General features: G+C 38.5%; 19 protein-coding genes and 1 pseudogene. 12 read left to right on the top strand and 8 right to left on the bottom strand.

Annotated features, from left to right (window positions below):
* The first annotated feature begins 584 nt into the window (after window positions 1-584).
* The 3 genes from LZP46_RS12220 (at window position 585) to ilvC (ending at window position 3,943) form a co-directional block, all read left to right on the top strand.
* Window positions 585-2,312, top strand: a complete 1,728-nt coding sequence (locus LZP46_RS12220; RefSeq protein ID WP_236093984.1) for an acetolactate synthase 3 large subunit — start codon at window positions 585-587, stop codon at window positions 2,310-2,312.
* A complete protein-coding gene (gene ilvN, locus LZP46_RS12215; RefSeq protein WP_004974986.1) occupies window positions 2,309-2,800 on the top strand; it encodes an acetolactate synthase small subunit in 492 nt (163 codons plus the stop codon). Before LZP46_RS12220 ends, ilvN begins: the two co-directional genes overlap by 4 nt.
* Before the next feature lie 126 nt (window positions 2,801-2,926).
* Entirely contained in the window at window positions 2,927-3,943 is a 1,017-nt protein-coding gene (gene ilvC / locus LZP46_RS12210) for a ketol-acid reductoisomerase (RefSeq protein WP_004974988.1), read from the top strand.
* Window positions 3,944-4,191: 248 nt separating this feature from the next.
* Here the strand turns inward: ilvC and LZP46_RS12205 are convergent.
* Window positions 4,192-4,739: pseudogene (locus LZP46_RS12205) on the bottom strand (IS66 family transposase); the annotation flags it as partial.
* Window positions 4,740-5,139: 400 nt separating this feature from the next.
* On the opposite strand from LZP46_RS12205, the gene LZP46_RS12200 reads away from it, so the two are divergent.
* The 5 genes from LZP46_RS12200 (at window position 5,140) to LZP46_RS12180 (ending at window position 9,722) form a co-directional block, all read left to right on the top strand.
* Window positions 5,140-6,030 (top strand): mitochondrial fission ELM1 family protein, encoded by an 891-nt coding sequence (locus tag LZP46_RS12200; RefSeq protein ID WP_236093983.1) that lies wholly within the window; start codon window positions 5,140-5,142, stop codon window positions 6,028-6,030.
* Window positions 6,031-6,146: 116 nt separating this feature from the next.
* The gene (locus LZP46_RS12195; protein WP_178318717.1) at window positions 6,147-7,175 is read left to right on the top strand and encodes a glycosyltransferase family protein; all 1,029 of its coding nucleotides are present in this window, start codon (window positions 6,147-6,149) and stop codon (window positions 7,173-7,175) included.
* Window positions 7,175-7,927 carry a polysaccharide deacetylase family protein gene (locus LZP46_RS12190; RefSeq protein WP_180080132.1) on the top strand — a complete coding sequence of 251 codons (753 nt, stop codon included), beginning with the start codon at window positions 7,175-7,177 and terminating at the stop codon, window positions 7,925-7,927. Before LZP46_RS12195 ends, LZP46_RS12190 begins: the two co-directional genes overlap by 1 nt.
* Window positions 7,924-8,694, top strand: coding sequence for a glycosyltransferase family 2 protein (locus LZP46_RS12185; RefSeq protein WP_236093982.1), 771 nt, complete (start codon window positions 7,924-7,926; stop codon window positions 8,692-8,694). The genes LZP46_RS12190 and LZP46_RS12185 overlap by 4 nt, the downstream gene beginning before the upstream one ends.
* On the top strand, window positions 8,691-9,722 hold the full coding sequence (locus LZP46_RS12180) for a glycosyltransferase (RefSeq protein WP_236093981.1): 1,032 nt from the start codon (window positions 8,691-8,693) through the stop codon (window positions 9,720-9,722). Before LZP46_RS12185 ends, LZP46_RS12180 begins: the two co-directional genes overlap by 4 nt.
* Window positions 9,723-9,737: 15 nt before the next feature.
* On the opposite strand, the gene LZP46_RS12175 is transcribed toward LZP46_RS12180, so the two are convergent.
* Window positions 9,738-10,628 (bottom strand): glucosamine inositolphosphorylceramide transferase family protein, encoded by an 891-nt coding sequence (locus tag LZP46_RS12175; RefSeq protein WP_236093980.1) that lies wholly within the window; start codon window positions 10,626-10,628, stop codon window positions 9,738-9,740.
* A 26-nt stretch (window positions 10,629-10,654) separates the two neighbouring features.
* Complete coding sequence (locus tag LZP46_RS12170) at window positions 10,655-11,476, bottom strand: glycosyltransferase family 25 protein (RefSeq protein WP_178318722.1); 822 nt, start codon at window positions 11,474-11,476, stop codon at window positions 10,655-10,657.
* Between the two features lie 190 nt (window positions 11,477-11,666).
* Between LZP46_RS12170 and LZP46_RS12165 the strand changes: the two genes are divergently transcribed.
* Both LZP46_RS12165 and LZP46_RS12160 read left to right on the top strand, forming a co-directional pair.
* Window positions 11,667-12,452, top strand: a complete 786-nt coding sequence (locus LZP46_RS12165) for a glycosyltransferase (protein ID WP_178318723.1) — start codon at window positions 11,667-11,669, stop codon at window positions 12,450-12,452.
* Between the two features lie 14 nt (window positions 12,453-12,466).
* Window positions 12,467-13,597, top strand: coding sequence for a glycosyltransferase family 4 protein (locus tag LZP46_RS12160; protein WP_178318724.1), 1,131 nt, complete (start codon window positions 12,467-12,469; stop codon window positions 13,595-13,597).
* 67 nt (window positions 13,598-13,664) lie between these two features.
* Here the strand turns inward: LZP46_RS12160 and LZP46_RS12155 are convergent, their stop codons facing one another.
* The 4 genes from LZP46_RS12155 to LZP46_RS12140 all read right to left on the bottom strand — a co-directional run bounded on the left by LZP46_RS12155 (window position 13,665) and on the right by LZP46_RS12140 (window position 17,941).
* The gene (locus LZP46_RS12155) at window positions 13,665-13,886 is read right to left on the bottom strand and encodes a hypothetical protein (protein ID WP_178318725.1); all 222 of its coding nucleotides are present in this window, start codon (window positions 13,884-13,886) and stop codon (window positions 13,665-13,667) included.
* A 132-nt stretch (window positions 13,887-14,018) separates the two neighbouring features.
* The gene (locus tag LZP46_RS12150) at window positions 14,019-14,885 is read right to left on the bottom strand and encodes a lysophospholipid acyltransferase family protein (protein ID WP_178318726.1); all 867 of its coding nucleotides are present in this window, start codon (window positions 14,883-14,885) and stop codon (window positions 14,019-14,021) included.
* Between the two features lie 311 nt (window positions 14,886-15,196).
* Window positions 15,197-16,981, bottom strand: coding sequence for an aspartate--tRNA ligase (gene aspS / locus LZP46_RS12145; protein ID WP_236093979.1), 1,785 nt, complete (start codon window positions 16,979-16,981; stop codon window positions 15,197-15,199).
* Between the two features lie 195 nt (window positions 16,982-17,176).
* On the bottom strand, window positions 17,177-17,941 hold the full coding sequence (locus LZP46_RS12140) for a DUF4184 family protein (protein WP_236093978.1): 765 nt from the start codon (window positions 17,939-17,941) through the stop codon (window positions 17,177-17,179).
* A gap of 149 nt (window positions 17,942-18,090) precedes the next feature.
* Here LZP46_RS12140 and znuD point away from each other — a divergent pair, with 149 nt between their 5' ends.
* Window positions 18,091-20,217 carry a zinc piracy TonB-dependent receptor ZnuD gene (gene znuD, locus LZP46_RS12135; RefSeq protein WP_236093977.1) on the top strand — a complete coding sequence of 709 codons (2,127 nt, stop codon included), beginning with the start codon at window positions 18,091-18,093 and terminating at the stop codon, window positions 20,215-20,217.
* 105 nt (window positions 20,218-20,322) lie between these two features.
* A complete protein-coding gene (locus tag LZP46_RS12130) occupies window positions 20,323-21,786 on the top strand; it encodes a phospholipase D family protein (protein ID WP_236093976.1) in 1,464 nt (487 codons plus the stop codon).
* Window positions 21,787-21,854: 68 nt separating this feature from the next.
* On the opposite strand, the gene LZP46_RS12125 is transcribed toward LZP46_RS12130, so the two are convergent.
* Window positions 21,855-22,307 (bottom strand): hypothetical protein, encoded by a 453-nt coding sequence (locus LZP46_RS12125; protein WP_236093975.1) that lies wholly within the window; start codon window positions 22,305-22,307, stop codon window positions 21,855-21,857.
* Window positions 22,308-22,339: the final 32 nt, after the last annotated feature.

The following is a 22,339-nucleotide window of genomic DNA, read 5'->3' as shown; positions in this document are numbered from 1 at the left end:
ATCGCTTGTTTAAAATTGGGGCATGGACTTGTCTATTTGCAAGCTAAAATAAGCTGAAATACGTTGGTTAATCATAACCAAGCGCTTTATATTTTTTTTAACTCATTCTTTATTTTTATGAATGTAATATGAAAAAATTATAAAAAATTCATCAAATATCTGAAGTTATTTGTTTTATATGGAAATATTAGACTTTGGATTAAATTGTGATGGATGACGCAATGCTTAAAAAATACCAAGTTTATCAATAAAGCAGAAAAAGCCGATTTTTAAACTTGACTTTAGTCAGGTAAACTACAAAAATGCACACTTTAGTTTTATGTGCCTTAGATCGATCACCCTTCGAATAAGTGTCATGTCATGCAATGGGCAACTTCTCTAGCCGAGAAGCTGAACAAAGCTTATAAAATGTGTTTACCCCAACACGTTTTAGATCTCATATTGCTTATACGGTAATCAGATCAGAAATTTTTCCTATTGCCATGAAAACTATGAAATATGTGTGCTATAACAGTGCAGGAATTAATGAACAAAACACTGCAGGTGTCTCCCATTTTGCAGTGACAAGACTAGGGTGAATCACGTTGGAACTTTTATCTGGTGGTGAAATGCTTGTTCGCGCATTGGCGGACGAAGGCGTTGAACATGTTTTTGGATACCCAGGCGGCGCAGTACTTCATATTTACGATGCGTTCTTTCAACAAGACAAAATTAATCATTACCTTGTGCGCCATGAGCAAGCTGCTGGTCATATGGCAGATGCCTACTCGCGTGTAACAGGTAAAACCGGTGTGGTGCTTGTGACTTCAGGTCCAGGTGCAACCAACACGGTAACTCCAATTGCAACGGCTTATATGGACTCAATCCCAATGGTGATTTTGTCTGGTCAGGTTGCAACACACTTGATTGGTGAAGATGCCTTCCAAGAAACCGATATGGTGGGTATTTCACGTCCAATCGTAAAACATAGTTTCCAAGTGCGCCATGCCAGCGAAATTCCTTCAGTGATTAAGAAGGCATTCTATATTGCATCTTCAGGCCGTCCAGGTCCTGTGGTGGTTGATATTCCTAAGGATGCAACCAATCCAGCGGAAAAATTTGCGTACGAATACCCAGAAAAAGTGAAGATGCGTTCGTATCAACCGCCGCATCGTGGTCACTCAGGTCAAATTCGTAAAGCGATTGATGAATTATTAAATGCCAAACGTCCTGTAATTTATTCAGGCGGTGGCGTTGTTCAAGGCAATGCAGCTGAGCAATTGACTGAACTTGCGCACGTCTTGGGCTTTCCTGTAACCAATACATTGATGGGCTTGGGTGCGTTCCCGGGTAATGATCCACAATTTATTGGTATGTTGGGGATGCATGGCACGTATGAAGCTAACATGACCATGCACAACGCTGATGTGATTTTGTGTATTGGTGCGCGTTTTGATGATCGTGTAACCAATAACCCTGCAAAATTCTGTCCAAATGCCAAAGTCATTCATATTGACATTGACCCAGCGACCATTTCAAAAACCATCATGGCGCACATTCCAATTGTAGGTGCAGTTGAACCTGTACTTCAGGAAATGTTAGTTCAATTGAAGCAATTAAATGTGTCTAAGCCAAACCCTGAAGCGATTGCTGCATGGTGGAATCAGATTAATGAATGGCGTAAGGTTCATGGTTTGAAATATGACAAACCAACCGATGGAACCATGAAGCCACAACAAGTAGTTGAAGCATTGGATAAAGTGACCAATGGTGATGCGATCATTACTTCTGACGTTGGTCAGCACCAAATGTTTGGCGCGAACTACTATAAGTACAAGCGTCCACGTCAATGGTTGAACTCTGGCGGTTTAGGAACGATGGGTGTAGGTTTACCGTATGCAATGGCGGCTAAACTGGCTTATCCAGATCAACAGGTTGTATGTATTACAGGTGAAGCATCTATTCAGATGTGTATCCAAGAGCTTTCTACCTGTAAGCAATATGGTTTAAACGTAAAAATCTTATGCTTGAATAACCAAGCTTTAGGTATGGTTAAACAATGGCAAGATATGAACTATGAAGGTCGTCACTCAAGTTCTTATGTTGACTCATTGCCTGACTTCCCTAAATTGATGGAAGCTTATGGTCATGTGGGTATTCAAATTAACCATGCCGATGAGCTTGAGTCTAAGCTTGCAGAAGCCATGGCAATTAATGACAAATGCGTATTCATTAATGTCATGGTTGACCGTACAGAGCACGTTTATCCGATGCAAATTGCAGGTCAATCCATGAAAGATATGTGGTTAGGTAAAGGGGAGCGTACAGAATGAGACACATTATTTCCGTTCTCGTTGAAAACGAATCAGGTGCGCTTTCTCGTTTAGTGGGTTTATTCTCTCAACGTGGTTATAACATTGAAACTTTAAATGTTGCACCAACCGAAGACCCAACACTTTCACGCTTAACGCTTACGACTTATGGTGATGATCATAAAATTGAGCAAATCACTAAGCAACTGAATAAATTGGTTGAAGTGGTTAAAGTCGTCGACTTGTCAGAAGGTCCACATATTGAACGCGAATTGATGCTAATTAAAGTCAAAGCATCGGGTGCGGCACGTGCTGAAATTAAACGCACTGCTGACATCTTCCGTGGACAAATTGTTGATGTCACACCAACGACTTATACCGTGCAGCTTGCGGGTACAACTGAAAAATTAGATGGTTTTATCGATGCGATTGCAGAAAACACTATTTTAGAAGTTGTGCGTTCAGGTGTGTCGGGAATCGCACGTGGCGAAAAAGTTTTAACCATTTAACTAATTTCATAGTTAATTTTATTCATCGAATTCATTCCATCTCTAAGGATGGAGCGCTTACTTTAGTACTGAATAGACAAGTACTTGAGTAAGATAGGAATCCAAAGCATTTTAGCGGAGACAGCAATGCAAATTTTTTATGATAAAGACTGCGACTTATCTATCATTCAATCTAAGAAAGTAGCGATCATTGGTTACGGTTCACAAGGTCACGCGCACGCGCTTAACCTGAAAGATTCTGGTGTAGACGTCACTGTAGGTTTACGTGCTGGTTCTGCTTCATGGAAAAAAGCTGAAAATTCGGGTCTTAAAGTTTCTGAAGTTCCTGCTGCTGTTGCTCAAGCAGACTTAGTTATGATTTTGACTCCAGATGAGTTCCAATCACAACTTTATCGTGACGTGATTGAGCCAAACATCAAGCAAGGCGCAACTTTAGCATTTGCTCACGGTTTCTCTGTACTTTATAACCAAGTTGTTCCACGTGCGGACTTAGACGTCATCATGGTTGCACCTAAAGCACCTGGTCACACGGTACGTTCTGAATTCCAACGTGGTTCAGGTGTTCCTGATCTTATCGCGATTCATCAAGATGCTTCTGGTAATGCACGTAACGTTGCGCTTTCTTATGCTTCAGGTGTGGGTGGTGGTCGTACAGGTATCATCGAAACGTCTTTCCGTGAAGAAACAGAAACAGACTTATTTGGTGAGCAAGCAGTTCTGTGTGGCGGTGCTGTTGAATTGGTTAAAATGGGCTTCGAAACTCTTGTTGAAGCGGGTTATGCACCAGAAATGGCTTACTTCGAATGCTTACACGAGCTTAAATTGATCGTTGATTTGATGTTCGAAGGCGGTATCGCTGATATGAACTATTCAGTATCTAACAACGCTGAATATGGCGAGTATGTAACTGGTACTGAAGTAATTAATGAACAGTCTCGTGAAGCAATGCGTAATGCACTTAAACGTATTCAATCTGGTGAATATGCGAAGATGTTCATCCAAGAAGGTGCGTTGAACTACCCATCTATGACTGCACGTCGTCGTCAAAACGCGGCACATGGTATCGAAGTTACGGGTAACAAGTTACGTGCAATGATGCCTTGGATTCAAGCGAACAAGATCGTAGACAAAGAAAAGAACTAAGGTTGCGTTACGTGCCTTAAAAAATGGGAAAGCAGTGCTTTCCCATTTTTTTCGTGCCTTGGATTCAAGCGAACAAGATCGTAGACAAAGAGAAAAACTAAGTTTTAGTTTAATCTTTAAAAAACCCTTATTCTATATAAGGGTTTTTTTATGGGTGAAGTAAAGGATGTTACGTGCATTGCGCTTCGCTCAGAACTGTGTTTTCACTCCTTGCGCTGTAAGCGTCCGCTGAACCCCATGCCTATTTTTTAATTTGAGTTGGATTTCCAGCGATGTGGCGTAATTCTTCTATTTGGGTCGCTTTATGCGTCGGCAGCCTTTTCAGCACATCACTTAAATAGGCATACGGATCCAAGCCATTCAGCTTTGCTGACTGGATTAAAGTCATGATATTCGCCGCTCGCTGGCCGCTGCGCAGCGAGCCAGCAAACAGCCAGTTCTTGCGCCCTAAGACCCAAGGTCGCATTTGATTCTCTACCCAATTATTGCAAATCGGTAGATTGCCATCATCCAAATAGCGGATTAAAGCTGGCCAACGCTTCAGAGTGTAATTGATGACCTTGGCGGTGGGAGAACTCGATGGCACCGTCAGATGATGTTGGTTGAGCCATTCATATAGTTGTTGCATCACCGGTTGGCTATGCTGTTGTCGGTATTCGCGGCGGTCTTCCGCTGTACCATCGGTCTTTTTCCTGAGTTCTGCTTCTATGGCATACAGTTTCTGAATCAGCACTAATGCCTGTTCAGCGACCTGACTTTTCCCGGTCACATGCAGTTCATGGAATTTACTGTTAGCGGCAATGTAAAAATGACCCCCCAACAGCATTTGAAAATTGACCCCCTTGGTTAATATAGTGGTCTTTTTGGACTGCTCAACATGTTAACTTTGGAGCAAGCAGGGACAATCCAAATACTTCATCAACAAGGTCAATCTATTAAGGCAATTTGAACCGTACCGGGTTTGTCGGAGACTCAATATTCTGAGAGACTATTCCGATGAAAAAACCAAACTATACTCCCGAAATTAGAGAAAGAGCGGTTCAATTACTCATTGAATCTGAAAAGGCGGATTCAAGCCTTGTGACAGTTCAATGAAGTTTATATTTCGAGTCATTGAGGAGATGTAGCTTTACTTACTTAAAATGCTTTGATCGAGTAAAATAATGCGATTCTTGCTTTAGATCTGGTGGGTGAATATGCATATTGTATATGTGAGTGATGGCAAGGCCGGTCATCGGTCTCAGGCATTAGGTCTATTTAAGGCAATACAAAAGCAAACACATATTGAGCTCACTTTTGAAGAAATTTCGATTGATCATTTACCGCTGTTGAGTTTGGTGACTGCATATAAAAAACAAAAACATGCAGCAGTATCGCAGTCACCAGATTATATTGTTGGGGTAGGCAGTCATACACAATTCCGTGTTTTTTTGATGGGCAAAGTTTTTCCGCAAGCGAAAACTGTCATTTTAATGAAACCAAATTTTCCATTGTCTTGGTTTGATTATGTGGTTATTCCTGAACATGATGGTGTTGCTAAACAGGGCAATGTGATTGTTACACAAGGTGCGCTGAATCCAATTGAAAATGAGCAGCGACACATGCCAAACCGTATTTTGATCGCATTAGGTGGTTCATCTAAACGGCATGTTTGGAATGCAGATAAGGTGTTGTCTGCGATTGGGCAGATCGTGCAGCAGAATATGCAGTGTGACATTATTTTGACGAGTTCTAGGCGTACACCTGCTGATTTTTTAGCGACATTGGCTCAGCAAAGTTTTGCTTCACGACTACAAATTTTTCCAGTTGAAGAAACGCCGCAGGGTTGGATTTTTGAAGAGATGCAAAAAGCGGAAGCGGTATGGGTGACTGAAGATAGCGTATCTATGATATACGAGGCACTCACTGCAGGTTGTAAAGTAGGGCTTATTCAGATAGATCGAGTGAAAGAGGATCGGATTACGCGTTCGGTACAGCATTTGCTTGATCAAAAACTTGTATCGAATGCTAGACAAATTGCTGAATTATATTCTACGACTGCTTTTAAAGAAGCAGAGCGTGTGGCGAATAGGATGCTAGTTAAATGAGGTGTAGTTGTTTAAATTGTTATGATGGACTAGCTTATATCCTATTATTCTTTTTTAACAACGATTAAAATATACCAATCTATAAATGGGACATTCATTTGTTTCTTGAGTGATTTATGAAAATATTACATATTGCGAATTTTGGGTTCAACAAACAAGGTGCTCATTTTTATTGTACAGACCGTAAGATTTCTGCGGGTTTGATTGAAAATGGTCATTTTGTATATGACTTTAGTTTTCGTGATATGGCTAGAATGGGAACTATTTTTAAAACAAAAAAATTAGGGGCAAATTGGGCAAATAAAGAAGTTCTTAAAATAGTTTCTAATTTAGAACCAGATCTAGTTTTGATTGGACATAGCGATTTAATGAGTCCAACGGTGTTAAAAGAGATCAAGCAACAATTCCCAAAGACAAAAATTGCATTTTGGTATGTTGATCCTTTGTATTTGGAGCAAAAACTTGGTTTTGTTCGTGAATTTTCTCCATATTTAGATGCTATTTTTTGTACGACTGGTGGAGAATATCTTCAAAAATTGAAACAGCCAAATTTAAAAGTAGCTTATTTTCCTAACGTCGGGCATTCAAATGTTGAAATACTAAAACAATTTGAATCTACAAATATTGATAAAGAATTTATATTCTGTGGTGTTGTTTATAAAGAACCAGAACGTGAAAAATTTTTGAAAGACTTGGCAAATACTCTCCAAGCACATTCATTGAAATACCAATATTATGGTTGTTTTGAGCAAGCTGGCGTGTATGGAAAAGGTTATTATAAAGTGCTTTCAGAAGCGCGTATGGGGTTAAATTATTCACGTAAAAACGATGTAACTTTATACAGTTCAGATCGTATTGTGCAGTTAACGGGTAATGGCCTGTTGACTTTTAGCCCTCGTATCCCTGATTTTGAAAAACTGTATAGTGAACAAGAAATTGTCTATTTTAACGACCAAAATGATTTAGCTGAAAAAATTAAGTACTATGCAGATCATCCTGATGAGGCAAGAAAAATTGCAGAATTGGGTTGGAGCAAAACGCGTCATAGTTTTAATGCTAAACGTATTACTCAATTTATGCTTGAAGTTACTTTTGATCAGCCGTTATCTGAAGCATATGAGTGGGCATATGAGGTGTATATCTAATGTGGTTTGTTTATGTGGTACTTGGTTTAATTGTTTTTGCTGCAATACTTTACTTATTGGGTAATTATACCTTTTGGTTACCATTACGCAGTGCAAAATTGCCACGTATCGTGATGTTGCATCAAGTAACCCCCCATGCAGAAGCTTCAGGTATGAATATGCCACCGGCTAAATTTGAACAGTTGTTGCAGTATTTGGTAAAAAAACGGGCTATTTTTTGTTTCGTTTCCGAACTTGACCAGTATGAGGGGCAGAGTAATGTTTTTGCCTTATCATTTGATGATGGCTTTCAGGATAACTACCAATATGCATTTCCTTTACTCAAAAAATATAATGCGAAGGCAACAATTTATTTAGCAACACAAATTGAAGGTATTGAGAAGTTAAATACAGCACAAATTCAAGAAATGTCAGCTTCTGGCTTAATTGAGTTTGGTGCACATACTCAGCATCATGTAAATTTGCTGAAATTGTCTGATGAGGAAGCATTTGCAGAAATGCAGGCATCAAAAAAAGATGTAGAAGTTTTAGTAGGGAAATGTCCAAGCTTTGCTTATCCATTTGGGCGTTTTAATGACAAACATCAACAAATGGCAAAAAAAATTGGTTTTAAAAATGCTGTATCTACACGTAAAAAAGTAGAAGCTTATACAGAAACTAATCAATTTAATATTCCACGTGTCAGTACACATGGCGCAATGAATGCTTTGCAAATGCGTATTGCTTTAGCCAAAGGACGATATAAATTATGATTCCTTGTAGTGTTTATATCGTAACATTAAATTGTGCTGAATGGCTTGAGAGTACACTGGAAAGTGTAAAAGACTTTTCAGAGGTCATTATTTTAGACTCAGGCAGTACAGATCATACTTATGCTATTGCAGAATCATTTCCCAATACGCGGATTTCTCATCAAGATTGGCAGGGCTATGCTGGTCAAAAAAGCTTAGCTTTGGCGCAATGTAAAAATGATTGGGTTTTAAATTTAGATGGTGATGAAGTTTTATCTTCTGAATTAAAAGCTGAAATTGAGCAAACGATACAAAGTAATCAATTGGATGCTTTAATTACACCAATTAACGATGTGTTTTTAGGTGTTCCCAATAGTAAACATACAAAAAAGCATGCCAAGGTACGTTTTTTTCGTAAATCTAAAGGGCGATATGACTTAGAAAATAAAGTGCATGAAAATGTGATTGTAGATGGTCAGAGTGATCGTGCAGAAGGTGATATTTACCATTATGGTGAATCAAGTATTTTTGTTAAAGTTGAAAAAAATAATCAATATTCTGAATTAAAAGCACAAGAAAAATACCAAAAAGGTAAAGCGCCGAGTTTATTAAAGTTGGTTTTAGTCATGCCTCTCACTTTTGTAAAGTCTTATTTTATTAGACGTAGCTGCTTAAATGGGTGGAGGGGCTTTGTAAACAGCATGGTAAATGCTTTTTATGCATTTTTAAAGGAAGCTAAATTATTTGAGCAACATCATAAAATGAAAAATAAACAGGATAATCTATGAAGATTGTTCAAGTTTTGGCAACAAGTGGTGGTGTTGGTGGTTTAGAACAACACACTTTTAACTTGGTTAACGAATTATCTCAGCAACATGAAGTACATATTATTGCACACCCTTGCTACGTGGATAAATTTAATGCGCATGTATGTTTTCATGCTGTAGATTTTTCTCGTAGTCGTTGGAATATATTTTTACTTTGCCAGCTAAAATCTATTATTAATAAAATTCATCCAGATATTGTACATGCACAAGCAGGAAAAGCTGCTGAATTGGTCTCTAAAATAAGAACATGGCTAAAACCTGTTAAATTTGTAACAACAGTCCATGGTACGAAAAAGAACAAATCAATTTATACTTTTGCAGATGCCGTTATTGCAGTAAGTCAGGCTTTAACGCAGGGAATTCCTAGTGAAAAAGCATATGTGGTTTATAATGGGGTATATACACAACCAAATTTATCTGACGAGCAAAAACAACAACTAAAATCTGAAATTTATATTCAATATTCTTTATTAAATTCTTCTAAAAAAATAGTAATGTGTATTGGACGTTTAGAGCCTGTAAAAAATATAAGTTTACTGCTTGACGCAATGTCTAATATAGATGCACATCTTTTTATTGTTGGTAATGGGTCATTACGTTCAGATTTAGAGCAACAAACAGCAGCACAAAAAATGCTAGATCGTGTTGCTTTTTTAGGTTTTAGGACAGATGCTCGTGATTTAATCCAAATCGCTGATGTTGTTGTATTGTCCTCGGATCGTGAAGGATTTCCATTAGTGATGGTTGAAGCTTTACAAGCAAATAAAACGATGGCATCTACTCGTGTAAATGGTGTTATTGAATGGTTGCCAGAGCCATATCTTGCAAATATAGGACAAGCGAAAGAGTTACAACAAGCAATAGAAAATGCTTTAACTGTACAAGCACAAATAGATTTTTTACCTTTATTTATGAAAGCAAAGCAAGAGTTAACTGTTACAGCCATGGCACAGCAAACGCTCAATATTTATGAGCATTTGCTAAAATAGTTGTTTTGGTCTTATTTACTTTTTAACTGATAAGCGTATTGCATCTAAAACTACAAAATTATGTTCAACATTTATTGTATGGCAACCATCATCGTTATTATTCCATGTGGGTAAAACAACTTCTAAAAGTTGCTCTTTATATGAGGTTGGGCTAAGTTCAAGAATTTCTTTGAATTCAATATTACCACCATAACGTTTTAATGAATCTTGACTAGGACGTACAAGTTTTTCTTTATAAATAAAAGGCTTCCCAGCCATTCTGAGTTGCTGATGACCTTTGCAGACTGGATTTTGTGGGTGTTCTTGCCAGTTAGGATTTAAAATATTTTCAGTAAAGAAAATATCTAAACGGTCACCAAATTTTTTGCAGTTTCTACGTGTGGACGTCAATAAATACCACATACCCTCATGATAAAAGGGAGTGGTATCTACAGCATCAATATTTTCAAATAAGTTTAAATGTTTTTCCCATTTTAAAGGGAAATCAGTACATTTCCATAGTTCAATAGTTCTTTTAGCACTGGTTTCAGGAATCATATACCAGTCATTTTCAACTTTAAAAACGCATGGGTAGGAAAGATGATAATCCTGTTTTAGAATGGTTTGCGGTTCTGTATAGGTGCCATCTTTAAATACTTCTAAGACCGATAAGAATCCAACGGGATGAACATCATCGACTTCTTCAAAAAAAATGAAATGACGGTCGTTGTCCTGAGCATAGAAACAGTCAGCAAAAGTGAATTTGCGCGGTGAATGAATTTCAAACAGGTTCTTGAGCTGTTCTTGGTTTTTTAAGGGTTGATCTAGCCAGCCAAAGCGCATATACCAGTGGGAGGTAAACTTTTTAGCTTGTTGGTTTTGCTGGTATTTATACCATTTTTTTAATAATGAACGCGATAAAGACATAGCTTGAAATCCTGAATTAATAATGATCATATTTCATTTGAAGATTTATGCATTTTTATAAACGTGGACAAGCGAATAATTCTTTTAAAAACAAAGATTGAAATGATTCTAGATATAATATCATTTTTAATTTTATTAAAATTCTTTTTGAGGCGATTAGGTTTTTTCATGAAGCTTTTTCTATCATTTGCGATATGACTTATTTGGGCATCATCATGCTCGAAACAATAGAAAAAAGGAGTTGAAACAGTATCCGCCAATAAGTATTTCCAGTCATCAATATAGGTAAGTTTTTTTATTTGTTTATAAATAAAATTGTGCGCAGTCTTAGGTGTTAATGAGTAAGCATATGTAGCTGTGTAAAGATCTTTAGGGCCAGTCATATGAAATGAACATTGATCGGGGCTAACATAGCCTCTAATTCTTCGGCGAGATGGTTCAGAGTGGCCACCTAGAAATGCGAAATCATGATTTGTATTTAATAAGGAATGGAGCTTTTGGCTAATGTTATTAAAGTTAAGAATCACATCATCTTCGATGATAATAACGCGATCAAAACTATTGTAGTCTCCCTGAGCAAGTCGTTGCCATAGAATCATATGGCTGAGAAAACATCCAAGTTCACTAGGCCCTAATTCATGTTCACATTGATTCGCAATTTCACGGCTAATATTTAAAAACGTTAAATATTCGGGCTGTAGTTTCTTTCCATAGATAGCATCAAAAAAAGAAAATTCGATTTGAATATCTTGAACATGTTCTTTTAGCGATAGAAGTTGGTCTTTCATTTTTTCTTGTCGATCTAAACTATCTTTTAAAGATACACATAAGATAAGAATTTTTTTCATGTTGCTTTAACTTGAAATGTTATAGTTAAGGTATTCTATACTGCACTACGCTTGGTTGATAGTCTTAGACTGTTTTGTGATGGGTTAAGGCGAAATGCTCGTTCTTAATCAGTGATCATTTTATAGCAGCTACGCTTCTTGTGAACATATATTTCAGTTTAAAAGTTAAAAGAAAATAGGATTGTAAGCAATGTCAATTAACTTACCCATAATTCATGCATTATGGATCGGAAATAAATTGGGGCCAATTTCTAGAAGTTGTCTTCAATCCTTTGTGATGAGGGGACATGAAGTTCACTTGCATACATATGGTGATATTGATGACTTGCCTGATGGTGTGAATCAAGTTGATGCTAATTTAATTATTTCTGCCGAAAAAATTATAAAGCATAATGAAACAGGGAGTTATGCCTTATTTTCTGATATTTTTCGTTATGAACTAATGCGTAAAGTAGATGGTATTTATGTTGATTGCGATGTTTATTGCTTAAAACCATTATCTATCCCAGAACATGGGTATGTTTTAGGTTTTGAAGATGATAACTGGATTAATGGTGCAGTATTAAGAATACCAAAAAATAGCCCATTGTTAGAAAGTTTATTGAATGCAGCATATGACCCGCAATTTGTACCGCCATGGTATTCAAAAAGTCGTCAATTTAGATTAAGAATGAAGAAGGCTTTTGGTATAGGTACAAGTTTAGCTGATATGCCTTGGGGGGTGATCGGTCCCAAAGCGATTACATACTATGTACGGTCATATCAGCAAGAAAACAATGTCCAGCCTATAGACATTTTTTACCCAGTTCATTATCAATGCATTAGTCAATTGTGTGATCCAAATTTAACTATTCAAGAGCTTACAACGTCACGTACTTTGGCTATTCATTTATATAATGAAATGTTACGAGGTATAGATTTAGAAAGTATTGATTCGAAGTCTACTTTAGCTTTATTGCTAAATAATAAAATATAGGGATTGATGTTAGTATGCTTAAAGTTGGATTAATCATTGACGAATTCTTTGGTGGAGCTGGAACTGCTTTTGGTGGCTATGGTTTTTTAGCGCGAGAATACATCTCTAAGTACATTCCGAATAAGGATATACAAATTGATGTTTTGCTAGGGAAGGGTTCGAAGAAACTCTGTGTTGAAGAATATAATATTGACAATATTCGCGCTTTTCGTTTGCCTCGAAGAAAATGGTTTGCAAGAAGGTGGCTTAAAAAGCAAAATTATGATGTTTATTTGAGCATTGAGTTGACAGATAATTACATTCTGTTAAATGAACCAAATAAAAATAAGAAATTAATCTTATGGATACAAGATCCTAGACCTAAATACGAATGGGATGAAATAGAAACTGTAAAATTATTTCCTGAATATAATTATTATAATCAGGAAATTTATGATTTAGTCCATGACTGGTATAAGAATGGGCGTGTAAAGTTTATTTCACAAGGGTATTTCTTAAATCAGAAGGCTATTGATTTATATAATTTAGAGCAAAATGTAAGCATACAATATTTGCCAAACCCAATTAATGTAGATGAAAGTTTTGATGTAAAAAAATTTCCAAAGAAAAATATGATTATTTTCTTGGGGCGAATAGAGTCTGTAAAGCGTGGTTGGCTTTTCTGTGAAATTGCAAAGAAGATGCCTAATTATGAGTTTTATATATTGGGTAAGACTCATCGAGAAGAGGGTAGGAACTCTCAGATTATGTCCGATTATAATGCTATTCCAAATTTACATTTTGCGGGTCACGTAGAAGGTGAAGAAAAGGAAAAATATTTAAAAGAGGCAAAAATTTTAGTTAATACCTCAATTCATGAGGCTTTGCCAATTTCATTTTTAGAGGCATTATCTTATGGAACATTATTGGTTAGTAATAGAAATCCAGAAGATCTAACTTCTAAATTTGGGGTTCACGTAGGGGACGTTTTAGGTGATGGTTTTGATAAGGTTGATTTGTATGTAAATGCAATTAACTATTTATTAATGGATAATGGTAAAAGAGAGAAAATTTCATTAGAAGCAATTGAATACATTAAAAATATCCATAATGTACCGAAATTTATCAATGATCTCAGAAATGTTATTGCTGAAGAGTCTAGATAATTAGATGATGTAAAAACAGGAAGATTACATATTCCTGTTTTTACATCATTCTATAGTATTTGAAGGTTTAATTTTCCTTATCCGCATTACCTTTCAACACCATATAAATCAAACCGACGAAAATTAATAATGCGCCTGCAAGACTACTCACGCAGAACAAAACAATACGATTATAGGTGGTTAAGTTAAACAACTCGTTGGCCAAAATGTAGCGCATGAATAGCCATTGTACGATTGAAAAAATAATCAGAACGATTGCACGACGACGAACTTCAGGACGCATAGCCATAGGAGATTCACTTAAAAGTGGAAATTGGGGTCATTATGCCACTATCGATAATTGATCTCAATTGAATAAGGTGAATCTATGCAATCTTGCTCAACAATGAGATGTAAGGTTTTGACGGTAGTACCAATAATTTTATTGACGATAGACGTTGATGTTCCCTAAACAATGTCTAAAGCGCTTATAAGACCAGATATATTGTTCAGGTGCTTGATTGATTATATCTTGCATCGCAATATTGAGAGTATCTACAGAGAGCTGTAAATCTCTAGACAAAATGTCATCTGAGAGATTTGTGCAATGTAAATCAAAACTAGATAGATCGTCGTTGCGGATACAGCTCAAACCAATCACATTACATTGTGTTTTTGCAGCGAGTTTCGACACCAAAGTCACAGTTAGGGTATTTTGCCCAAAAAAATGGGAATAAATGCCACCAGAAGGCTTAGGTAAATGGTCTGGTAAAATGACAGTTAAGCCACCTTGTTTCAAATGTTTAAAAATGGCACGAATCCCTGTTTCATCTGTCGGGACTAAGGTTGCATTAAACTTTTGACGTGCTTCTAGTATATAACGGTTGATGCTCTTATTTTTGTTGGGCTTGTACATAATCATTGGTGCGGTATAGACATTTAGCCAAGCATTGAGCAACTCCCAACAGCCAAAATGCGGTATTACAACGATGATACCTTTTTGATTGGCTAAAGCTTCAGTTAGCACCGATTCACCATGAATATGCTTTAATAAATTTAAGCTATAACTGGGTGGCATCCCCCAGCATTTAATAAACTCCATATAGGTGAGGCATTGGCTTTGCATACTTTTTTTAACCAGTTGCTGCTGTGCATGTTCAGTTAATTCTGGATAGGCCAACTGAATGTTGATTGTGGTGATGCGTTTAATAGATGAATTGAAAGCATAAAGCACAAATGCTGCGAACAAAGCCAGAGCTTGCAAAATTCTTAAGGGTAATAGCGACAGTGTCTTGAAGATGAAATACATTGCAGTGTGCGAATCTCGGTTATTTTAACAGATGACTTGTTTAAAAAATTGTCAAGAGACTATGCACTTTCAGAAAATAGTACAAAAAGAATGAGAATCTACAGAACAAAAAATTAGAATAAATCAATAAATACAGTAATATCGTTTTAGCTATGATCACATAACTGTTATGTGCTACATCATAGCGCAGTTTATATCTTATGGATGAACTAAATTGATCTAAGTATTGGTTCCATTTTAGTGATTAAATTTTTAAGTAATAATCCAATAAAACCCTGCAATTGCAGGGTTTTTACATCAGGAGCTAAAAATTATTTAGCTTCTTCAGCTTTGGGTTTTTCACGTAAGCGAATACCCAAATCACGCAATTGATTTGCTTCAACTGGTGCTGGTGCTTGAGTCAATGGACATTCAGCCGTTTTGGTTTTTGGGAAGGCAATCACATCACGAATAGACGATGCACCTGTCATCAACATCACCAAACGGTCAAGACCAAATGCCAAACCACCGTGCGGAGGCGCACCGTATTTCAACGCATTCAGTAAGAAGCTGAATTTCTCTTCGGCTTCTTCTTCAGAAATACCAAGCGCTTCAAAAATTGCTTTTTGCATTTCTAAAGTATAAATACGCAGTGAGCCGCCACCAATTTCAGTACCGTTCAACACCATATCATAGGCAACAGATAAAGCTTCACCTGGGTTGCTCTTCACATCTTCAACGCTTGATTTTGGCAAAGTGAATGGGTGATGCACAGAGGTCCATTTACCATCCTCAGTTTCTTCAAACATTGGGAAATCAACCACCCAAAGCGGTGCCCATTCGCAGGTTGCAAGGTTTAAATCGTGACCGATTTTGACACGAAGTGCACCCATTGCATCGTTGACAATTTTGGCTTTATCTGCACCAAAGAATACGATGTCGCCATTTTCAGCGCCTACACGTTTTAATAAATCAAGCACGATTGGCTCAATAAATTTCACGATAGGAGATTGTAAACCTTCGATGCCTTTTTCAAGTTCATTGACTTTAATATACGCCAAACCTTTCGCACCGTAGATGCCAACATATTTAGTGTATTCATCAATTGCACTACGTGGTAATGAACCCGCACCAGGAACGCGAAGCGCGACAATACGACCTTTCGGATCTTTCGCTGGGCCAGCAAATACTTTGAACTCAACGTCTTGCATTAAGTCTGCAACGTCTACCAATTTCAGTGGGATACGCAAGTCTGGCTTATCAGACGCATAATCACGCATCGCTTCTGAATATGGCATACGTTGGAATTTGTCGAATTTCACGCCTAGAAGCTCATTGAACATCTTCACGGTCATGCCTTCCATCAAATCCATAATGTCATCGTCACTCATGAACGATGTTTCAATGTCGATTTGAGTAAATTCTGGCTGACGGTCTGCACGTAAATCTTCGTCACGGAAACATTTAGCGATTTGGTAATAACGGTCAATACCGCCCACCATCAACAATTGTTTAAATAATTGTGGCGATTGTGGCAGCGCATAGAAGCTACCGTTAGATACGCGGCTTGGTACTAAATAGTCACGCGCACCTTCAGGCGTTGCACGTGTTAAAATTGGTGTTTCAACATCCAAGAAACCATGATCGTCTAAATAGTTACGAATTAGGTTGGTGACTTTAGAACGGAAACGTAAGCGATCTAACATTTCTGGACGACGGATGTCCAAGAAACGGTATTTCAAACGAATTTCTTCTGAAATGTTGGTATTTTCATCGTTCAATGGGAACGGAGGCGTTTCAGATGCTGCAAGAACTTCAATTTCCTTGCCTAAAACTTCAATTTGTCCACTGACCATATTGGCATTTTCTGTGCCTGCATAGCGACGACGTACACGACCTGTGATTTTTAATACAAATTCTGAACGTGCTTTATCTGCAGTTGCAAATGCTTCTGGGGTATCTGGGTCAATTACGACTTGCACAAGACCATCACGGTCACGCATGTCTAGGAAAATTACACCACCGTGGTCACGACGACGGTGTACCCAGCCACACAGGGTCACGGTTTGATCAATTTGAGCTTCGGTTAAAGAACCGCAATAATGAGTTCGCATCATAGCGTTAAAAATCCAACTATATGGGTTAAGGAAGCGAATACGTAAACAGCGCACCGCCTTTAGCAAAGGTAGGATTATGCCTCTTTGGGCATGTGGCGACAAGAACCTGCTGCAAAAACAGTGGGTTTTTAGCGGGAATCTACTTCAAACTGAAGAATGTAGGCAGATGAAAGAGAAAGTAGAGCGATAGAGTGTTTATTCCATGCGTCCTTGAAAATCTAAAAACAAAAATAACAGGCAGCCCAAACTCAACATGAGTAACGCGCCTTGACTAAATTCATTGATGGCACGCCCTGTAAAGTAATACAGTTCGGCTTGCCAAGTCGCATCGGGGATATAGCGCGCATAATCCCAAAGTGAAAAACCACCACATACAATCGACAAGAGAATGAGAGCGATGGCATAAACGCGAATTTTTTTGCTTACAGAATTGACCTGCCGATGCTTGCGATAATAATGCAGGCTCATCCAAAATAAAAAAGGCAGGGCTAAAATAGAACTGCCAATTTGTAGTACGCGATGCATCGGATAAATACCTGTGCCTAATTGTACCGATTGCGCTAAAAAATCCTGAAAGGCAAAACTACGAAAGTCGTGATGGGTTAAACCATCCCAAATTAAATGGGTGGCATTGCCAATCAGTAAGGCGAGAATCAAGCCACATACAAACCCAAGTACAGATTTTATTGTGTTTAGATTTAACGGGTGATGGATTCCCACAAAGCGATACAATGCAGGGCGATAGAGCAAATACCACAGCGCACAAAAGACAAGACCCAATAATAAATTCGGATACAGCAATGCTGACCATAAATGAGGAGTGGGATCATGACGCAAAGTAAACAGACGGTGTAAATCTGGCAACATCGTGCCTATAGCGAGTGCAGCGATAGGCAGACGTTGTCCTGAAAGCTTGGCGAGTGGTGGGGCAAGTACCGCATGTGAGAGCGTAAAGGGCATACCAATTCAAAGTAAATAATATAAAAAATCAGAATAAATTGTGATGAATAGCTTAATTGAGAATACAGAGGAACAATGTTTTTTATTGCAATGCTATTGAAATGTTATATTATAACATCAATTATTTTTTACTAATTTGAGCATGGGTCATGTCGTTCCATAAAAATTTAATAACTCTTTCCATTTTTTCAGTGCTCACACCTGCGGCATTCGCCAATACAGAAAGCGGTAGTACACAACTGGAAACCATTCAGCTACAAGCACATCCTTTGGTACAAACTGCAGCAGATTTTGCAGTAGCGGATCATGTGATTGATCAAAAAACGTTGGCAGAGCGAAGTCCCACCATTGGTGATGCGATGGCAGATGAGCTAGGTGTTTATTCTAACCAATATGGTTCAGGCTCTAGCCGCCCTGTGATTCGTGGGCAAGATGGCCCACGGGTTAAAGTGCTGCAACATGCTTCAGAAACGGCAGATGTTTCTATGCTTTCACCCGACCATGCTATCACTGTCGATCCAATCTTAGCCAAACAAGTTGAAATTATTCGTGGCCCATCAACATTACTTTATGGTGCAGGAACGGTTGGTGGCTTAGTCAATGTGACTGATCAAAAAATTCCAACTCAAATGCCAAATAATGGTTTAGAAGGACAAGTCGGTCTGCGTTATAACACAGGCAGTGATGAAAAGCTAGTGAGTGCGGGGGTAACTGCAGCACTCAGTGATCAATTTGCGCTGCGTATTGAAGGTTCTAAGCGTAAGGCTAATGATTACATTACCCCAAACTATTGGGTAGAACATCATCATACAGAAGTACATGTTGAACCAGATGGCTCAACCCATACACATGAACATGAAGAGTTGGTAAAAGAACGCCGTGTAGAGAATACCTTTGCTGAAGGGCAAACGGTGAATATTGGTGGCTCATGGATTCATGATCGTGGTTTTGTGGGCATGTCATATAGTAATCGTCAGGATAAATATGGGTTGCCAGGGCATAGCCATGAATATCATGGTTGTGTATTGCACGATGATCACTTTCATGGTTGCCCGACACCTAATTCAAATACTGTTGAAGAACATGCACATGGTGGCCCATGGGTGGATTTAGAATCACATCGTTATGATTTGCGTACCGAGCTTGATCAGCCCTTTGCAGGTTTTGATAAACTGCGTGCGCATGCCAGTTTTACTGACTATGAACATGATGAATTAGAAGAAAATAAAGTCATCAGTAATTTTAAAAACAAAGGTTATGATGCACGTTTGGAATTGGTGCACAAACCCCTTGCAGGTTGGGAAGGTGTATTTGGTACACAGTTTAGCCAGCATGAAATTGATTTGACTGGTCAGAAGGAAAAACATGGTGATCATTATCATGAAGCAGTACCTATGCCAGATACGAAAACACAAAAATATAGCTTATTTGGTTTAGAGCATAAACAATTTGGTGATGTACATGTTGAACTTGGTGCGCGAGTTGAACATCAAAAAGTTCAAGCAGATTCGGACAAAAAAGATTATTCAGGTACTGGTGTGTCTGCGTCTGCTGCAGCCAATTGGCAGTTTGCACCCAACTATAAATTGTCGCTTACAGGTTCACACCAGCAACGTTTACCTGTAGCGCAAGAGCTCTATGCTGATGGCTTACATTTCGCAACCAATACTTACGAGGTGGGGAATCCTGATCTAGATAAAGAGACATCTAATAATTTAGAGCTAGGTTTACACTATGAAGCCGACAAATTTGATTATTCGCTGCATGTTTACCATAACTGGTTCGATGATTATATTTATGGCGCAACAGTAGCGCAGAAAGGTAATTTGCGTGGTGTGGAATATACTCAAGACAAAGCCAAATTCTACGGCACAGAAGCCAAGTTAGGCTATCAGTTGAGCCCAGATTATAAACTCAGTGTGTTTGGTGATTATGTGCGTGGTGAAATTGACAATCAAAACGCACCACGCGTACCTGCAGGCCGTTTGGGAGCTAAAGTAGATGCTAACTTTGCTGATGGTTGGTCGGGTATGGCGGAATACTATCGTGTATTTAAGCAAGACAAAATTGCAGCGTATGAGCAAGAAACAGCAGGCTATAATATGGTCAATGTTGGTGTGGCTTATGCGGGCAACTATGCCAACAAACAAGATTACCGTGTGTATTTTAAAGCCAACAACTTGCTCGATGATGAAGTGTATTCACATGCATCTTTCTTGTCGAATATTCCACAAGTGGGTCGTAACTTTACAGTTGGCGTGGAATTTGGCTTCTAAAATTCAATTTAAGCTTTATAGGATGTCTGCGTGAAAACACAGAAATCCTCTTGAAAATCCAAACAATTAAACCTAGTCTGAGCGCATCGGACTAGGTTTTTTGTTATGCGTATCTTTCAGCGAATTCATCAAAAATTGAATTGGTCGCCTCGGGCGTATGTGGGACTGGTTTTAAGTTTTCTGGCTTTAGGTTATTTGTCCTCGGCTATTTACCACAGTCTTAAACCGTTACCAGATGGTCTGAATTACACTGGAAAGTTACGTCATGCGCCTATTAAATTTATTGCCGATCAGACCTATATCGACGCGCAAGGTGTTCAGCAACAACAGCATCAAATTTTTAATGAAATTTTAGGTCTGATTGATGCAGCACAAAGCACCATTGTGTTGGATATGTTTTTGTTTAATGCAGAGGTGGGGACGTCTAAACAACAGCATCAACCACTGACACAGCAATTGACCGAAGCTTTAATTCATAAACGTCAGCTGCAGCCAAATATTGAAATTAAGGTCATTACAGATCCCATTAACTCAGTATATGGTGGTATTGCACCTGAGCATTATCGTCAATTGCGTCAGGCGGGTATTGATGTGATTGAAACAGATTTAACCCCGCTGCGCGCATCGAATCCGCTGTGGTCGGGGTTTTGGTATCTCTGCTGTCAGGGCATTCCAAATAATGCTGAAAAGGGTTGGCTACCCAGTCCGTTCGGCAAAGATAAAATTACCTTGCGCAGTTATTTCAGCTTGCTTAATTTTAAAGCCAACCATCGTAAAACCATGGTGGTCGATACCGCCGAAGGCTGGAAAGCATTGGTCACGTCATTTAATCCACATGATGGCAGTTCACGTCATTCTAATAGCGCTTTAGTGGTCACAGGCAATACCGCAGTTGATATTTTGCAGACTGAACAAGCCGTAGCACGTATGTCGCAAGGCAATGTGTCTGGGGTGATTGTGGGAGAGTTTGAGGCAGATCATTCTTACCCTCAAGTGCAGGTTTTAACGGAACAGGCCATTTGGGATGCAAGTTTATCAATGATTGAAAATGCTAAGGCGCAAGAGCATCTTGATTTGGCAATGTTCTATTTATCGGAGCGACAAATCATCAAAGCACTGATTGCTGCACAGCAACGTGGCGTACAGGTGCGGGTATTACTCGACCCGAATAAAGATGCTTTTGGACGTGAAAAAAATGGCATTCCAAACCGACAGGTGGCGGCAGAATTACATGCTGCAGGGGTGAAGGTACGTTGGTGTAATACCCAAGGTGAGCAATGCCACAATAAAATGCTGATGAAATCGAATGCCACACAGGCTGAGTTGATTTTAGGTTCTGCTAATTTCACCGCACGTAATTTAAAAAACTATAATTTAGAAAGCAACTTGCGTGTGGTCGGACAGGTGCAAGACCCTGTATTTCAGGATGCTCAACACTATTTTAATACCGCATGGTCAAACCTTGAGGGTAAAAATATGAGTGTGGATTATGCGGTTTATGCCGATGAGTCGAAGTGGAAATATGCGCTGTATCGCTTTATGGAATGGAGTGGTTTATCGACCTTTTGATTTTTTAATTCTATGCCTTGAACTCAAAAATCCCTCTTATTGAAAGAGGGATTTTTTTGAGCCGAATATTACTTTACAGGATTTGGCGGCACTATTTCATCCAAATCTTTATCACTCATTTGATCTAACTCGGCAATATCGGTTTTGATTTTCCATTGTGCTTCATCATCCACAGGATTCGGTAAACGCGCTTCTAACCAATCACAAACCACATCTGGGCTAAATTCTGGATGGTTGCATTGAATTACCCACGATAAAAAATCTTTGGCTTCACCATTCATATACGGTGGCGGTGAAACAGGTAAGAATTGAGTCGGCAAGCGCTCATCTCTGGAAATATAATTCAGCACATGTCCCAATTCCTGCACAGTTTGCCATGCTAACGGATGTTCTACATCAATTTGAAATTTGAACCACCATGCATGCTGACCGTCTGAACCATAAGCGTCTACACGGGCTTGCTGTACACTCGGAACTTTGCAGAAAAACTGATGAAGGCGGTCAAAATTTAATTCAGGCACGAGGTTTCATCCAATTTCAAAAAAAATGTATC

It is taken from the genome of Acinetobacter sp. SCLZS86, from assembly GCF_021560715.1.
GTDB classification, from domain to species: Bacteria; Pseudomonadota; Gammaproteobacteria; order Pseudomonadales; family Moraxellaceae; genus Acinetobacter; species Acinetobacter towneri_A.
The sequence above is the reverse complement of the archived record's forward strand: the minus strand, read 5'-3'. Positions and strand labels throughout refer to the sequence as shown.

Excerpts from the sequence above, each read along its gene's own strand:
- ilvN (WP_004974986.1), top strand. The coding sequence starts at position 2,309 with ATGAGACACATTATTTCCGTTCTCGTTGAAAACGAATCAGGTGCGCTT.
- ilvC (WP_004974988.1), top strand. The coding sequence starts at position 2,927 with ATGCAAATTTTTTATGATAAAGACTGCGACTTATCTATCATTCAATCT.
- LZP46_RS12200 (WP_236093983.1), top strand. The coding sequence starts at position 5,140 with ATGCATATTGTATATGTGAGTGATGGCAAGGCCGGTCATCGGTCTCAG.
- LZP46_RS12195 (WP_178318717.1), top strand. The coding sequence starts at position 6,147 with ATGAAAATATTACATATTGCGAATTTTGGGTTCAACAAACAAGGTGCT.
- LZP46_RS12190 (WP_180080132.1), top strand. The coding sequence starts at position 7,175 with ATGTGGTTTGTTTATGTGGTACTTGGTTTAATTGTTTTTGCTGCAATA.
- LZP46_RS12185 (WP_236093982.1), top strand. The coding sequence starts at position 7,924 with ATGATTCCTTGTAGTGTTTATATCGTAACATTAAATTGTGCTGAATGG.
- LZP46_RS12180 (WP_236093981.1), top strand. The coding sequence starts at position 8,691 with ATGAAGATTGTTCAAGTTTTGGCAACAAGTGGTGGTGTTGGTGGTTTA.
- LZP46_RS12175 (WP_236093980.1), bottom strand. The coding sequence starts at position 10,628 with ATGTCTTTATCGCGTTCATTATTAAAAAAATGGTATAAATACCAGCAA.
- LZP46_RS12170 (WP_178318722.1), bottom strand. The coding sequence starts at position 11,476 with ATGAAAAAAATTCTTATCTTATGTGTATCTTTAAAAGATAGTTTAGAT.
- LZP46_RS12165 (WP_178318723.1), top strand. The coding sequence starts at position 11,667 with ATGTCAATTAACTTACCCATAATTCATGCATTATGGATCGGAAATAAA.
- LZP46_RS12160 (WP_178318724.1), top strand. The coding sequence starts at position 12,467 with ATGCTTAAAGTTGGATTAATCATTGACGAATTCTTTGGTGGAGCTGGA.
- LZP46_RS12155 (WP_178318725.1), bottom strand. The coding sequence starts at position 13,886 with ATGGCTATGCGTCCTGAAGTTCGTCGTCGTGCAATCGTTCTGATTATT.
- LZP46_RS12150 (WP_178318726.1), bottom strand. The coding sequence starts at position 14,885 with ATGTATTTCATCTTCAAGACACTGTCGCTATTACCCTTAAGAATTTTG.
- aspS (WP_236093979.1), bottom strand. The coding sequence starts at position 16,981 with ATGATGCGAACTCATTATTGCGGTTCTTTAACCGAAGCTCAAATTGAT.
- LZP46_RS12140 (WP_236093978.1), bottom strand. The coding sequence starts at position 17,941 with ATGCCCTTTACGCTCTCACATGCGGTACTTGCCCCACCACTCGCCAAG.
- znuD (WP_236093977.1), top strand. The coding sequence starts at position 18,091 with ATGTCGTTCCATAAAAATTTAATAACTCTTTCCATTTTTTCAGTGCTC.
- LZP46_RS12130 (WP_236093976.1), top strand. The coding sequence starts at position 20,323 with ATGCGTATCTTTCAGCGAATTCATCAAAAATTGAATTGGTCGCCTCGG.